This is a genomic window from Pseudomonas sp. Tof1 (genome assembly GCF_055390395.1).
The window spans coordinates 2,331,629-2,344,837 of the sequence record NZ_AP024344.1; the positions used below are offsets into that span (position 1 = coordinate 2,331,629).

Here is a 13,209-nt window from a genome sequence, read left to right on the forward strand (position 1 = left end):
GTGTTTGTGAAAGTCCGCCGTATCGAGATCATCCGCCTGAGCATTCCCTTCAGCGCCGGGACGGTCGAACGCCAGTCCCAGGGCCAGGCCAAGGATGACGATGCCTTCAATGCCGCCTCGCCCCGCCATCGGCGCATGGAATGCCTGGCGATCAAGGTCACCACCGACGATGGCCGGGTAGGCTGGGGCGAAGCCTTCGGCCACGGCTCGAACCCTGCCACTTTCAAGGCGCTGACCGATGTGGTCGCCCCGCAGTTCATCGGCAGTGCGGTGGCCGACCACCGGGCGCAGATGGAGAAGGCCCGCCGTGCCCTGCATGGTTTCGGCAGCACCGGCCCGATCTTCTACGCCCTCTCGGGTATCGATATCGCCCTCTGGGACCTGGCCGCCCAGGCCGCCGGAAAGCCGCTCTACGACTACCTGGGCGGCACGCCCCGCGAGCTGGAGCTGTACGCCAGCCTGGTCAGCTACGGGGGCGACCCTGAGGAAGTCTTTCGCCAGGTCCGTCGCGCCCGCGACCTGGGCTTTCGCAAGATCAAGCTGCACGAGACCACCTACGCCTCCATCGCGGCCGCCCGTGAGGCGCTGCCGGCTGCGGAGGGCGAGCTGATGGTCGACGTCAATTGCCCGTGGACGGTGGAGGAGGCCGGGGCCATGGCTGACCGCCTGCGCGAGCTGGATCTGACCTGGCTGGAAGAGCCGGTGTGGCCGCCCGATGATGCCCGTGGCCTGGCGACCGTGCGCGCCAGGGGCGTGCCGCTGTCGGCGGGCGAGAACGCCGCCGGCGTCAACGGCGTGCGCGCCTTGCTCGACCAGGATGCGATCGATGTGGTGCAGCCGAGTGTCGCCAAGATCGGTGGCATCGGCGCCATGCTCGAGGTCTTCGAGCTGGCCCAGCAATACGGCGTGAAAGCCGTGCCGCATTGTTTCTACTACGGGCCCGGACTGCTGGCGGTGGCCCACCTGTGCACGCTGCTGCCGGAAGAGGTGGCGGTGGAAGTGCCCTTCATCGAGTTCGAACGCCTGTTGTTCCCTGCCTTGGCGTTCCAACCGCGTCTGCGCCTGGGCACCACCCCGGGCTTGGGCTTCAAACCTGACCTCGAGGTACTGGAAACCTACTGCATCGATAGGGCCGTCATCGACTGAGCCACCGCATCACCTGTCCGAATAACTATAAAAGGCACTACAACCATGATGGGCAATTACCGCTGGAAGATCGCCGGGCTGCTGTTTTTCGCCGGCATCCTCAACTACCTGGACCGAGCCGCGCTGTCGGTGGTCGCGCCGCTGCTCAAGACCGAGTTGCACATTGACGACGCCCAGATGGGCTTCATCTTCAGCAGTTTCTTCATCGGCTACTGTGCCTTCTGCTTCATCGGCGGCTGGGCGGCTGACCGGTTCGGGCCCAAGCGGGTTTTTGCGCTGGCGGCCGGCACCTGGTCGGCGTTCTGTGGCGCCACTGCGCTGATCACCGGCTACTTCCAGTTGCTGGTGTTCCGGGTGCTGTTCGGCATGGGCGAGGGGCCGATGGGCACCACGACCAACAAGGCGATTTCCAACTGGTTCCCACGGGAAGAGGCGGGACGCGCGCTGGGCCTGACCAACTGCGGCCAGCCGCTGGGGGCGGCGCTGGCCGGTCCGATTGTCGGGATCGTGGCGCTGAACTTCGGCTGGCGCATTTCGTTCGTGGTGATTGCCCTGCTGGGCATGGTCTGGCTGGCGGCCTGGCTGATGTTCTTCAAGGACACGCCGGACCAGCATCCGAAGGTGTCAGCAGCCGAGCGCGAGCTGATTCGCAGCAGCCGCGCCACTTCCGCCGTCGAAGGTGTGCAGGAGCAGCGCAGCCTGGTCTCGTGCATCTTCTCGGCACCGGTACTGGCGGTGGCCACCGCGTTCTTCTGCTTCAACTATGTGCTGTATTTCTTCCTGACCTGGTTGCCCAGCTACCTGATGGACTATCAGCACCTGGACATCAAGAGCATGAGTATCGTCAGCGTCATTCCCTGGCTGGGGGCGGCGGTGGGTTTCCTCGGCGGTGGCGTGTTGACTGACGTCTTGAGCAAGAAGCTCGGCAGCGTCATTCGTGCCCGCAAGATCATGCTGGTGGTGGGGCTGGGGGTGGCGGCGGCTTGCGTGCTGCTGACCACCCGTGTGACTTCGCTGCACATGGCGGTGGCCTGCATCACCGTGTCCAGTGTGTTCCTGTTCGTCACCCCGCAGATCTGCTGGGCGCTGATCCAGGACATCGTGCCGAGCAATCGCGTCGGTGGTACCGGTGGCTTCGTGCACCTGCTGGCGAACATCGCGGGCATCATCGCGCCGTCGTTGACCGGGCTGCTGGTGCAGTACGGTGGCGGCTACAGCGGGGCCTTTGGTGTGGCGGCGCTCGTTTGCGCCGTGGGCGGCCTTGTGGTTGTGGTCGCCGTGAAGGGCCGTGACGCCGGGGTGGGGCAACTGGCGGGGCAACATTGATCTGAATACGCCTGGGCGACCGTAGAGTCGCCCGGGGCAAGCATGCGTGGGCCGGGTGGTGATCACCGTTCGGCCTGGCGTATCCGGCGGGGCGTCACAAGCGCCTTGTCGGCCTCCCACGATAGATGACTGGCTGATTGCAGTGACGGTGCACCACGAGTGCGCCGTTTTTTTTGGGTGCTGGTTGCTGTGCCTGTCCGTACCGAAGCACGTTATGCTTGCGCGCCGTTGCGATCTGCCGCGGGCTCATGTCACCCAACAAGGAGATGTCGTTGAAGGATTACAAGTGGATTACCTACTTCATGGTTGGCTCGGTGGCCGTGGGTGTGGCCGTGACCGTGGGGGTGCTGGTGGCCTATGGCATGAACCTGGGAGCGATTTCTTCGTCAGCGGCCGACTGGGGCAATTTCGGTTCGGTGTTATCCGGTGCATTCACCTTGCTGGGCTCGGTGACAACGTTCGGCACCCTGGTTTTTCTGCTGATCCAGCAGCGCAGGAACGAAGAGAGCCAGCGGGCGCAGGAGACTCAACGGCAGGAGGCTCAGGACAAGCATGACAAGGTGATTTCCCGGCAGCTTGAGGCGCAGACCTTCGAGCAGTACCTCAAGCACCGCGAGGTGTTTTTCGACCGGTTGGAAAGCCTCGAAGCCACCTTCAACCACACCGTGCGCTTCACCAACAAGGATGCCTTGTACCAGTGGATCTTTCCTCGAAACTGCCCCACTCATTGCAGCTATGACGTCGATCTGTCGCCGGAACAGGGGCAGGCAGCCGGATTGGGTCAGTTGCACGACAATCTGCTTGAACTCAGGGACTTGCTGCGTGCCAGGCCTTTGCAGGATGGGCAGGGGTTCTCAATCATCGACATGATGTGGCGGATTCGCCAGCAACTGCACGTTGCTTATCTGCCTGATGCGGTGGATGGGGATATTTCGCTGGGAGGTGTGAATCTCGGCATCAATCTCTATGCGTTGAAGGAGTCGCTGGAGGTCATCGTAGTGACGGTGAACTCGATCCTGTTCTATTCGGGAAACAAGGAGGTGGAACCCTTCTACGGAGTCCTCAATGATCTGGTCCTGCGGCGCGCAATGATTGCTGAAACGCTGGATTACCGTTTTGCGCAGAATTCCTTTCGTGTGCGCAAAGAGGCGCCGGGGCTTGTCGAGTTGGAGCAGTTCTACCGTGAAATCCTGCAAATGCTGCCCATTTTACGCGGTGCTGCGCTTGATAGGATTTGCAGTCCTCTGGATCAGCTGTTTGGTTCGAAGCAAGAGGTTGGCAAGCTGAGTGAATATGCTTTCTTTAACTCGATGGTCAATGACACTCGCTCCTCAATCAATGAACTCTTCTCGGAGTTGGAGGGGCAGGAAGAGCAACAGCAGTTGTTGAGAAATGGCTATCAGTCTCTAAACAATGCCTGGCATGTTTCCTATAGAGCTCGTGAAGTGGAAAACCAGGTTTGATACTCCACTGAAATATCAACCTGATGATGCGGTTTAGGCACCTTTAGGAGCAGCCGATTACATGAGCCTCAGTTCAACACCAAGGTAGTGCTGTCATCCCCATTCCCGTCGTGGCTGTGCCGGCCACCATCAGGTTTGGCTAGGTATAGACGGCGTCCCCGCGAAAGATGACTGGCCTATTTCAGTGACGGTGCACCACGAGTGCGCCGTTTTTTGTCGGGGGGATGGTGTGTATATCCGGTTGCGCGTGTGGCTGATGTATTGGTTTCGCCCCTTACGGGCGAGTCACTTTTGCCAGTCGCGGCAAAAGTAACCAAAAACGCTTGCCCCTCCATTGGCCCTCGCTGCGCGAGGGTTCCTTCGCTCCGGTTCTGTTTCGAGAGCACGCCGTGACGGGCCATCCATGGCCCAACACGGCTCGCCCGGCATCCCTGCCGGGCGACTCTCGAAACAGAACCTCCACTCAGCCCGCTGGGAACGGGGCGGGTAGATCAAAAGCCAAAGCCAAAGCAAAAGCAAAAGCAAAAGCTTCGCGGTGGTGTGGCGGTGCGGCGTTCCGACAAGCCCTGCTCCTGGGGACGTGTGTCGTATGCAGCTTCTGTGTGCGACGCAGACCTGTAGGAGCAGGGCTTGCCCGCGAAGAGGCCCCCGGCTTCACCAGAAGACTTGCGGATACCCGAGCATGCCCGGTCTACCACATGAACTTCAGCTCGACCCCCAGGTAGTTGCTGTCATCCCCACCGGCATCGCGCAGTGCCTGGCCGACTTCGTAATGCACTGCCTCGATGGCCCCACTCAGATTGCGGTTGAACGCGTAGTCCAGCCGTAGCTGGTCGTAGTAACCGGTCCAGCGTCCACCCTGTCCGGCGGTGCCGGCCACCGGCAGGTTGGGCTGGGTGTAGACGGCATCCTCGGTGGTCTGGCGCCACAGCAGGCCGACCGCCGCCTGGACCGACAGGTCGGTGACCGGCTTGACGGTGATCGACGGCTTGACGTGGATCAGGTTGCTGTAGCCGGTGTAGCCCGCCAGGGAGAAGTAGTAGCCGTTGGGGAACAGCGGGTTGAAGGTGTTCAGCGTGCCGTCGCCGGGGTGCCGGTCACCCGAGGCCGCATCCAGTTGCAGGCCCAGGCGCGGCTTCCACGGGGTCGATTGCCAGGTGTAGCCCAGGCGGCTGCCGCCACCCCAGGCACGGATGTCCTTGGAGCCGACTGAGCCGCTCTGGACCATCGCTTCCACATCCCAGTCGTAAGGGCCCGAAGCGCCACCCAGGCGCACGTCGAAAATGTTGCGGTGCTCGTCGCCCTGGGCATCAAGGTAGCGCGCGTCGCGTTCTTCATAGAGGCCGTAGTAGGCCGACAGCTCGTTCTTGCCGCCGATCAGCCGTTCGACCCGCAGCATGTGGAAGGCCACGTCCGCGTTGGACTTGTCGTCGAAGTGGCGGCCGTCCAGGTACTGCACCGGGTGGCTGGCCAGGCCGATGAAACGCCAGTTCTCGGTCTCCCAGTCGCCCCATACCGCATCGAACGACTGGCGCACGTTCGGGCCGTCGCGCGAGGAAATGAAACGCTGCAGGTCGAAGGCGAAATCCTGGCGGCCGACCCGCGCCTTGAAGGTGTGGTCGGCCGTCTGGTCGACGTACTCGGCGAACGCCAGGCGCAGGTCGAGGTGGTTCTGGTCGGCGCCGCCGATGGCCTCCTTGCCGAAGGCACGGGCGTCTTCCAGTTGGGTGAACACGCGCCAGTGTTCGTTCAGGTGCAGATCCGCATGCGCCTGCAGGCGCTGGATCAGCCAGGAGTCGCGCGAGCGCCCGCCAATGCCGAAACCGGCGGCATCGTTGAGTTCGAAACGCTCGCGCAGGGTGGCGCCGAACGACAGGTAACTGTCCGGATTGTCCGCGGACAAGGGGATGTACTTGAGATCGTCCAGCGGCGCGGTCTTGAGGGCCGGGTTCTGCAGCACCGACCAGTCTTCCTGCCAGCGGTTGGTTTTCAGCACCGGGCGTTCGGCGGGTTCGGCGGCGTGGCCGCTGGAAACTCCCAGCGGCCACAGCACGGCCAGAGCCCAGGCATAACGACTATGCGAAGGGCGTCGGCTCATGGTTCACCTCTCTTCAATCACTTGGCCGCGACGGGCTGGTGGATCTCGGCGACGTAGCCGCCCGGGAACTCGACGATGGCCGACTGGCGGCCCGGCTCGGCCTTGGGTTCGACCACCAGATGGGCGCCCGAGCTTTCGGCCTTGGCCAGGGTCGCGGCCAGGTCGCTCACCTCGTAACCGGTGGTTTCCCGACCGTACGGGTAGGGCAGGTGGCCGTCGGTGACGAATACCACCATCTTGCCGAAGTCGGACTCCAGCCTGACCCGGCGGATCGGCTTGCCCGGCTCGCCGACCACGGCGCCGTCCAGGCGTTTTTCATCGGCCACGACCTTGCCGTGGGAGAAACCGACGAAGCCCTTGATGAAGGCGTCGGCGCGCTGCTCGGAGAGGTACACGCGGTTCTCCGGCACGGTCTGGAACGGCGCGTAGTCCGGGGTCTTGGTGTGCCAGTAGAGCTGCATGTTCACGCCGCCCGGCCATTGCACCACGGCATCGCGGCCGATCGGATCGGGGAAGTCGTGGACGATGACGTCGGCGCCATGCTTCTTGGCTTCGGCCAGGGCGACGTCGAGGTCCTTGACCAGGTAGCCGTTACGCTCGGCGCCGAACGGGTACGGCACCGGCGTGGTGAAACCGAACAGCGACACGGTGCCGACCGGCGTCTGCAGCAACTGCGAGGTGGTGCTGCTCGGCACCGGCAGCACGTTGACCACCACCTGCGGGTGCTCTTGCCGCCGAAGGTGGCGAGGAAACTCTTGACGAAGGCATCGACGTCGCCCGGGGCGACATACACGTGGCTGGTGTCGTATTGCGGCGCGACGGCCACGCTGGCGGAGGTGGCGGCGTGGGCCGGGAGCGAGGCGGTGAGGCCCAGCGCCAGGGCCAGGGAGAGCGGCTTGAATGAATGTTTCATTGAATACCCTTTCAATTGGAGGTGAACAGTAAGGGCGCCCTCATCGGGTAGCGGGCGCCACGACGTTTCGGATGGCTTGAGAGTCAGGGCTATCGGGTTGCGGTAGTTCGGGACGGGGACGGAGCGCGCAGCGCTCCGTCCGTCGAGGGGGATCGCTTATTTGGCGGCCAGCCACGGCGCCAGCCAGCGGGTCACCTTGGGCATGATCAGGTAGGTGACCAGGCCGACGATGCAGGCGGTGATGATCAGGTTGCTGGGCACGATCCCGCCCAGCACGGGATTGGCCTGGAACACCGGGCCCCACAGCTGCGGAATGACCATGGACAGCGGTGCGATCACCCCGTAGCTGAGCAGCGCCTGTTTCCACTTGGGCGGCTGTTTGGAATCGGCGTGGTTGGGGGTGAACCAGAACTCGGCCTGGGTCTCGATTTCCGGGCGGTCTTCCTCTTCCAGCAGCGGCGCGACTTCGCGGATCAGTTGCTCGCGCAGTTGCGAGTTGATCCAGGCCTGCAGGCGGGCGGAGTCGATGAAGCGGACGATGGTGGTGAAGGTGTTGTCGGCTTCGCCGGGGCGGATGACGTTGACGCCCAGGTGGCCGTCCTGGGACATGGCCGCGCGGACCGAGGTCTTGAGCCAGGCCTCGTACTCGGTGAGGTACTGCGCACGCACGCGGTGCCGGACCACGAGTGTCACGATGTCATGGGGGTGGTCTGGGTCGGCATCAGGCAATCTCGCACAGGGAAAACATGAGCGCAGGATAGAGAGTGAGAACTATCCGTGATTGGACTCCTGTGCTGTTTTCCCCGATCCGGCGGTCACTCGCTCAGCGTCGGCACGAACAGCCCGGTCTTGACGTTGCTCATCGCCACCAGCGTCTTGAAGCGCTTGACGTTGTTGCTCTCGAAGAACAGCTGCCGGGTCAGTTGGGTGTACTGCTCCATGTCCCGCACCAGCATGATCAGCACGAAGTCGCACTCGCCGGCGACGTAGTAGCACTGCTGCACCTGCGGGCAGGCGAGGAAGGTCTTCTTCATGTCGTCGAGCAGATCCAGACGCTCGTTCTCCACCTCCACCTCGGTAATGACCGTGAGTGGGTAACCCAGCGCCCGTGCATCGACCTGGGCCACCGTGCCCTGGATCACCCCCTGTGCGCAGAGTTTCTTCAGGCGCCGGTTGACGGCGGCGCTGGACAGGTTGACCTGGGCGCCGAGGTCCAGTTGCGAGGTGCCTGCATCGCGTTGCACCGCATCGAGCAGGGCCAGGTCGAAGTGATCGAGGTCCATGGGGAGCGCTCCGTAGGCAAACGGCGAGTGGTGCCGTGGTGGCGCAATAAAATTGCATTCATCACCTGAAAATCAAGCTTTTCGTACGCCGGCAACGAATAAGATTCTCCCATGATCGATAACAGGGGGCGGCGCACCGACGCGCGCGGCCCCGGAGGATATGGCGGATGAAGGCGAGTACACCCCTGCAACTCGATGGCCGGCGGCTGCTGCGGCAGATCCGGGAACTGGGCCAGGTCGGCGTCGATGCCGAGCAGGGCGGGCGCACCCGGATCGCCCTGACCGACGCGGAAAAGGCCGGCCGCGATCTGTTGGTCGGCTGGATGCGTGAGCTCGACCTGGAGGTTCAGGTCGATCGCATCGGCAATATCTTCGGCACCCTGCGTTCGGCCCAGGACAGCGGCGATCAGCGCCCGCTGATGATGGGCTCGCATATCGACACCGTGACCAACGCCGGTGCCCTGGATGGCTGCTATGGCGTGCTGGCCGGCCTGGCGGTGATCCGCGCCTTTCGCGAGGCCGGCCTGCTGCCGCAGCGCTCGATCAGCGTCGGCGCCTTCACCAATGAAGAGGGCGTGCGCTACCAGCCGGACATGCTGGGCTCGCTGGTGCATGCCGGCGGCCTTTCGGTGGAAGAAGCACTGGACAGCATCGGCACCGATGGCACGCGCCTGGGCGACGAGTTGCAGCGCATCGGTTATGCCGGTTCGCTGGAGCCGGGTGCCATCGTGCCCCATGAGTACCTCGAGTTGCACATCGAGCAGGGGCCGATCCTCGAAGCCGAGAACACCCTGATCGGCGTGGTCGAGAACCTGCAGGGCATTTCCTGGCAGCAGGTCGAGGTCCGGGGCAACGCCAACCATGCCGGCACCACGCCAACCCGTCTGCGCCATGATGCCGGGTTCGTCGCCTGCTCTATCGTCGCCGAGCTGCGCAACATCGCCGTGGAGGCCGGCTCGACCCTGGCCACGGTCGGCTGCATGAAATTCGAGCCCGATGTGATCAACGTCATCCCGCGCCGGGCGACCTTCACCGTCGACCTGCGCGACCCCGACGAAGCCCGCCTGGTCCGTGCCGAACAGCGCCTGAGCCGCTGCCTCGAACAGATTGCCGAACGCGAAGGGGTCAGCATCACCACCGAGCGCCTGGTGCGGTTCGAGCCGGTGGTCTTCAACGCCGAGCTGGCCGACGAGATCGAGGCCAGCGCCAAACGCTTCGGCTTCAGCCATCGGCGCATGACTTCCGGTGCCGGCCACGATGCGCAGATGATCGCGCGCATCGCGCCGGCGGCGATGATCTTCGTCCCCAGCCGTGGCGGCATCAGCCACAACCCGCGCGAGCACACCGACGACGAACAACTGATCCAGGGCGCCCAGGTGCTGCTCGACGTCGTCCGTCGCCGCCTTGGCGCTGCCTGATTTCACCCGGTCACGCCGAGCCGCTGAACATCGCGTCCAGCGGTATCGGTCCCCCTTTGCCTCTCAACAGGAGCTCCTGATGTTGATCGCCAACCCCAAGGCCACCCGCCAGCCGTACCCCGATTCGCTCCAGTCGCTGATGAGCATCGCCAAGGCCCAGGAGAGCCGCCAGTGGCTGGCGCCCTGGAAGCGTCTGAATGCCGGCGCCACGCCGTTGTATTCGCTGCCCGACCTGGCCCGGGAACTGGGCATTGCGCACCTGTCGGTCAAGGACGAGTCGGTGCGGTCGCCGCTGGGCAGCTTCAAGGCGCTGGGGGCGCCGGTCGCCTTGCTGCGGCTGATCCTGGGCACCTTTCCCGAACGGCGCCTGGAGCCGCACAAACTGCTCGACGGCCGGTACGCCGAGGCACTGGCGGACTTCACCGTGATCAGCGCCACCGACGGCAACCATGGCAAGGGCCTGGCGGCCGCGGCGCAGAGCATCGGTTGCCGCTGTGTGATCGTCCTGCATGCCCATGTCGGCATCGAGCGCGAACAGGCGATTGCCGCCTATGGCGCGACCATCGTGCGCATCGCCGGCAACTACGACGAGTCGGTGCAGGAGGCCGCGGCACTGGCGCGGGCCCATGGCTGGACCGTGGTCTCCGACACCTCCTACGAAGGTTATGAAGTGATCCCCCGCGATGTGATGCAGGGCTACGGCACCATCGCTGCGGAAATCGTCGAGGCCACCGCCGATGCGCAGGTTCCGGCGTTTACCCATGTGTTCCTGCAGGGCGGTGTCGGTGGCCTGGCCGCCGGTATCGCCAGCTACCTGTGGCAGCAGCAGGGGGCGCAGCGCCCGAGCTTCGTCATGGTCGAGCCGGAGCAGGCCGACTGCCTGTACCAGAGCGCCTTGCACGGCAAGCCGGCGAAAGCCACCGGCTCGGTGGACTCGGTGATGGCGGGCCTGGCCTGCGGGGAAACCTCGCCGCTGGCCTGGCGGTTCCTTGAGCCTTGTGTCGATTTCTTCATGACCATCAAGGACGACGAGGCGGTGGCGGCCATGGGGCGGCTGGCGGCTGGCAGTGCCGGCGACATCCCGCTGGTGGCGGGCGAGTCCGGTGTCGCCGGGTTGGCCGGGCTCGTACGCCTGGTCAAGGAGGGTGGTGCGGCGGCAGTCGGCCTCGATGCGAACTCACGGGTGCTGATAATCAACACCGAAGGCGCCACCGCTCCCGGGGTGTACGCCGAGTTGCTGGGTGAAACCGCCGACGCCGTGCTGGAGCGCCAGCACGCCTGGACGCCGCATTGCCCAGGCGCCGCCACTTGAAGGAGCAGGCTGTCGAATGATGGCGACAGCGCCCGGCGCTGCGGATGTTCATGGTGTTCCATCCAGGGCCGCTGTAACATCAGCCTTTTTTTGGAAGCCCTGACGCTATGGACGCCTTGACCGGACGGGTCATGAAGAAGCCCTGTCTGAGTATTTTCCTGCTCTCGCTGATGGTGTTCATGGGCCTGCAGTACAAGCCCGCCATTCTCAATTACACCACCCGCTTCGTCGATTTCGCCGAATACATGCTGTATCACGGCGTGACGCTGTTTCCCATTGCCGACGACTTGAAGCCTTATCCCGACTACACGATTGCCAATACGCTGCTGATGTATCTGGTGTCCCTGCCTTTCGGTCGGGTCTCGGTGTTGTCGATGGGCCTGCCTTATTGCATCACGGCCGCCCTGATACTGGTGTTCATCTACAAGTTGGGTGCATTGCACGACCGCAAGTGGGGACTGTACGGGGCACTTTTTTCATTATTCACCTGGTCATTCCTCGACAGCGTCAACTCGCTGGCACTGGATGTCTATCCGGCGCTGTTTACGCTGATCTGCTTTTACCTGGTGTATCGCGGTGATGTGAAACAGGACCCTTCACGGCTGCCCCTGGTGTTTCTCGGGCTGGCGCTGGGCTTTGCGTTTCGCGGGCCTATCGGCCTGATCGGGCCGTCGATCGTGGTCGGCTGCTACTACCTGCTGAGCCGGCAGTGGCGTGCGCTGGGGCTGTTTTCGCTGCTGTCCGGGCTGATTTTGGTCGCCGCAGTCGCCTTGCTGTCGTGGGCCGCCTATGTGCAGGGGGGAATGGATTTCCTGCACGACGTGCTGATGATGCAGGGGCTGGATCGCCTCGCCGGCGGCCATGCGCCGCGCTACTACTTCTACTTCAGCAGCGGCCTGGTGACTTATGGCGTGACGGTGTTTTTCACGCTGTATGTCGTCGCGCGCAAGTACAAGACGTTCTTTCGCGCGCCTGGCAAGAGCGATACCGCCTTGCTGTTTTACCTGGCGGCGTGGTTCATGGCGCTGATCCTGTTTTTCACCATCCCGAACGCGAAGAAGGCCCGCTATATCCTGTCGATCACGCCAGCGATTTCCATGTTGGCGGCGTATATCTTCGTCGACAGGAGCGGTCTGTTCGAGGGGGCGAAGAACGGCTTGCTGCGTTTTTGCCTGAGGCTGCCGTGGATTGGCCTTGGACTGGTTGCGTTTGTCTTTGCCTATAACTTCTTCGCGGTGCATCCACTCCTGCCCAACTATCCCGCCGTGCTCGGCAGTCTGGCCGTGCTGCTGGTCGCCCGTCATCTGCTTGGCAAACACTGCGCCGAACATCGGCATCGTGAACTGATCATCCTGTCGTTCGGTGTCGCCACGTTCCTCGCGCTGGATGCCTTCTTCTTCAACTCCATCACCTATCACCTGGAGTTGGCGAACGAGCCGACGCCGAAGTTTCTGCCGTACTGGTTCTGGTAAGACGTTGTCAGTGCGGTCGATCGCTTGGCGGTGACGGCGGTGGGGCGCAAATAGGGAGGCAATAATCCTGATCCGCACTACATTGATTGCAGACAGACAACAGTTGAGCGCCCCCGGCAGGAGCCACCCATGACGATGATCGACTCGGAACGCTTGAAGCCCTATCTGGCGGCCAGGGACAGTGCCCGCGCAGCCTGGCGGTTGACGGTGGCCTCCCTGAGCAAGACGCAACCGCAAGCGCTGGAGGAGGGCTTCAAGGCGGTCAAGATTGCCGAGCGTGCCTACTTCCGTTGTTGCGAGGACCTGTGCGATGTGGTGCGCAGCGAGATGGACCGGGTGGAGGAGGTCGCCGCCCTGGAAGCGGGGCACAGGGATGGGGGCCAGGACGACCTCTAGCCGGCAGCCACGCGGCCCGGTGCCGGCTGGCGTTCTCCCCTGTTCGATGATTGCTCGCAGTGCCTTGCGCTCATCGGTCGTCAGGTCTTGCTGTTCGTTTTTAGATCACCAGCTCCTATCAGTACCGCCAATACCCCGGCACCCAGACCCACTGGCCGCGACCCCAGCGGTAGTGCCCGGCGACCCAGTGGTAGCCCGGCGCCGGGGCCACCGGGACGACCTCGACAATCGGTGGCGGGCGGCGTGGATGAACCGGCTCGACGACGCAACCGGACAGGGTGGCCGCCACCAGGGCGGCGGCGAGGGTGCTCTTGAGTATTCGGGACATGGCGTGATTCCTGGGTGACGATAGGGCCGACGCCCGGTTGGCGGGCTTCTGTCG

11 protein-coding genes and 1 pseudogene are annotated in these 13,209 nt (G+C 63.7%); 7 read left to right on the forward strand and 5 right to left on the reverse strand.

Features of this window, described 5'->3' with window-relative positions; translation table 11 throughout:
• Nucleotides 1-6 precede the first annotated feature (6 nt).
• From ACZ5KU_RS10775 to ACZ5KU_RS10785, 3 genes are all read left to right on the forward strand, one after another.
• On the forward strand, nt 7-1,146 hold the full coding sequence (locus tag ACZ5KU_RS10775) for a mandelate racemase/muconate lactonizing enzyme family protein (RefSeq protein ID WP_054064197.1): 1,140 nt from the start codon (nt 7-9) through the stop codon (nt 1,144-1,146).
• A 45-nt stretch (nt 1,147-1,191) separates the two neighbouring features.
• Nucleotides 1,192-2,472 (forward strand): MFS transporter, encoded by a 1,281-nt coding sequence (locus ACZ5KU_RS10780; RefSeq protein WP_464737127.1) that lies wholly within the window; start codon nt 1,192-1,194, stop codon nt 2,470-2,472.
• A 272-nt stretch (nt 2,473-2,744) separates the two neighbouring features.
• Complete coding sequence (locus tag ACZ5KU_RS10785; protein WP_464737128.1) at nt 2,745-3,935, forward strand: hypothetical protein; 1,191 nt, start codon at nt 2,745-2,747, stop codon at nt 3,933-3,935.
• Between the two features lie 691 nt (nt 3,936-4,626).
• Here the strand turns inward: ACZ5KU_RS10785 and ACZ5KU_RS10790 are convergent.
• The 4 genes and pseudogenes from ACZ5KU_RS10790 to ACZ5KU_RS10805 all read right to left on the reverse strand — a co-directional run bounded on the left by ACZ5KU_RS10790 (nt 4,627) and on the right by ACZ5KU_RS10805 (nt 8,229).
• Nucleotides 4,627-6,033, reverse strand: coding sequence for an alginate export family protein (locus ACZ5KU_RS10790; RefSeq protein WP_054060826.1), 1,407 nt, complete (start codon nt 6,031-6,033; stop codon nt 4,627-4,629).
• Between the two features lie 17 nt (nt 6,034-6,050).
• Nucleotides 6,051-6,946 (reverse strand): annotated as a pseudogene (locus ACZ5KU_RS10795) (VOC family protein).
• 156 nt (nt 6,947-7,102) lie between these two features.
• Entirely contained in the window at nt 7,103-7,642 is a 540-nt protein-coding gene (locus ACZ5KU_RS10800) for an antibiotic biosynthesis monooxygenase (RefSeq protein WP_464737399.1), read from the reverse strand.
• A gap of 119 nt (nt 7,643-7,761) precedes the next feature.
• Nucleotides 7,762-8,229 carry an Lrp/AsnC family transcriptional regulator gene (locus tag ACZ5KU_RS10805; protein ID WP_054060823.1) on the reverse strand — a complete coding sequence of 156 codons (468 nt, stop codon included), beginning with the start codon at nt 8,227-8,229 and terminating at the stop codon, nt 7,762-7,764.
• 167 nt (nt 8,230-8,396) lie between these two features.
• On the opposite strand from ACZ5KU_RS10805, the gene ACZ5KU_RS10810 reads away from it, so the two are divergent.
• From ACZ5KU_RS10810 to ACZ5KU_RS10825, 4 genes are all read left to right on the forward strand, one after another.
• Nucleotides 8,397-9,647 carry a Zn-dependent hydrolase gene (locus tag ACZ5KU_RS10810; RefSeq protein ID WP_054060822.1) on the forward strand — a complete coding sequence of 417 codons (1,251 nt, stop codon included), beginning with the start codon at nt 8,397-8,399 and terminating at the stop codon, nt 9,645-9,647.
• A gap of 79 nt (nt 9,648-9,726) precedes the next feature.
• A complete protein-coding gene (locus tag ACZ5KU_RS10815; protein WP_464737129.1) occupies nt 9,727-10,959 on the forward strand; it encodes a diaminopropionate ammonia-lyase in 1,233 nt (410 codons plus the stop codon).
• 131 nt (nt 10,960-11,090) lie between these two features.
• Entirely contained in the window at nt 11,091-12,431 is a 1,341-nt protein-coding gene (locus ACZ5KU_RS10820) for an ArnT family glycosyltransferase (RefSeq protein ID WP_239688115.1), read from the forward strand.
• A 129-nt stretch (nt 12,432-12,560) separates the two neighbouring features.
• The gene (locus ACZ5KU_RS10825) at nt 12,561-12,827 is read left to right on the forward strand and encodes a hypothetical protein (protein ID WP_054060819.1); all 267 of its coding nucleotides are present in this window, start codon (nt 12,561-12,563) and stop codon (nt 12,825-12,827) included.
• 118 nt (nt 12,828-12,945) lie between these two features.
• Here ACZ5KU_RS10825 and ACZ5KU_RS10830 read toward each other — a convergent pair whose 3' ends face one another.
• Nucleotides 12,946-13,155: a YXWGXW repeat-containing protein gene (locus tag ACZ5KU_RS10830; protein ID WP_054060818.1), complete on the reverse strand. Its 210-nt coding sequence runs from the start codon at nt 13,153-13,155 to the stop codon at nt 12,946-12,948.
• Nucleotides 13,156-13,209 lie beyond the last annotated feature (54 nt).

Excerpts from the sequence above, each read along its gene's own strand:
- ACZ5KU_RS10790 (WP_054060826.1), bottom strand. The coding sequence starts at position 6,033 with ATGAGCCGACGCCCTTCGCATAGTCGTTATGCCTGGGCTCTGGCCGTG.
- ACZ5KU_RS10780 (WP_464737127.1), top strand. The coding sequence starts at position 1,192 with ATGATGGGCAATTACCGCTGGAAGATCGCCGGGCTGCTGTTTTTCGCC.
- ACZ5KU_RS10820 (WP_239688115.1), top strand. The coding sequence starts at position 11,091 with ATGAAGAAGCCCTGTCTGAGTATTTTCCTGCTCTCGCTGATGGTGTTC.
- ACZ5KU_RS10825 (WP_054060819.1), top strand. The coding sequence starts at position 12,561 with ATGACGATGATCGACTCGGAACGCTTGAAGCCCTATCTGGCGGCCAGG.
- ACZ5KU_RS10805 (WP_054060823.1), bottom strand. The coding sequence starts at position 8,229 with ATGGACCTCGATCACTTCGACCTGGCCCTGCTCGATGCGGTGCAACGC.
- ACZ5KU_RS10830 (WP_054060818.1), bottom strand. The coding sequence starts at position 13,155 with ATGTCCCGAATACTCAAGAGCACCCTCGCCGCCGCCCTGGTGGCGGCC.
- ACZ5KU_RS10810 (WP_054060822.1), top strand. The coding sequence starts at position 8,397 with ATGAAGGCGAGTACACCCCTGCAACTCGATGGCCGGCGGCTGCTGCGG.
- ACZ5KU_RS10815 (WP_464737129.1), top strand. The coding sequence starts at position 9,727 with ATGTTGATCGCCAACCCCAAGGCCACCCGCCAGCCGTACCCCGATTCG.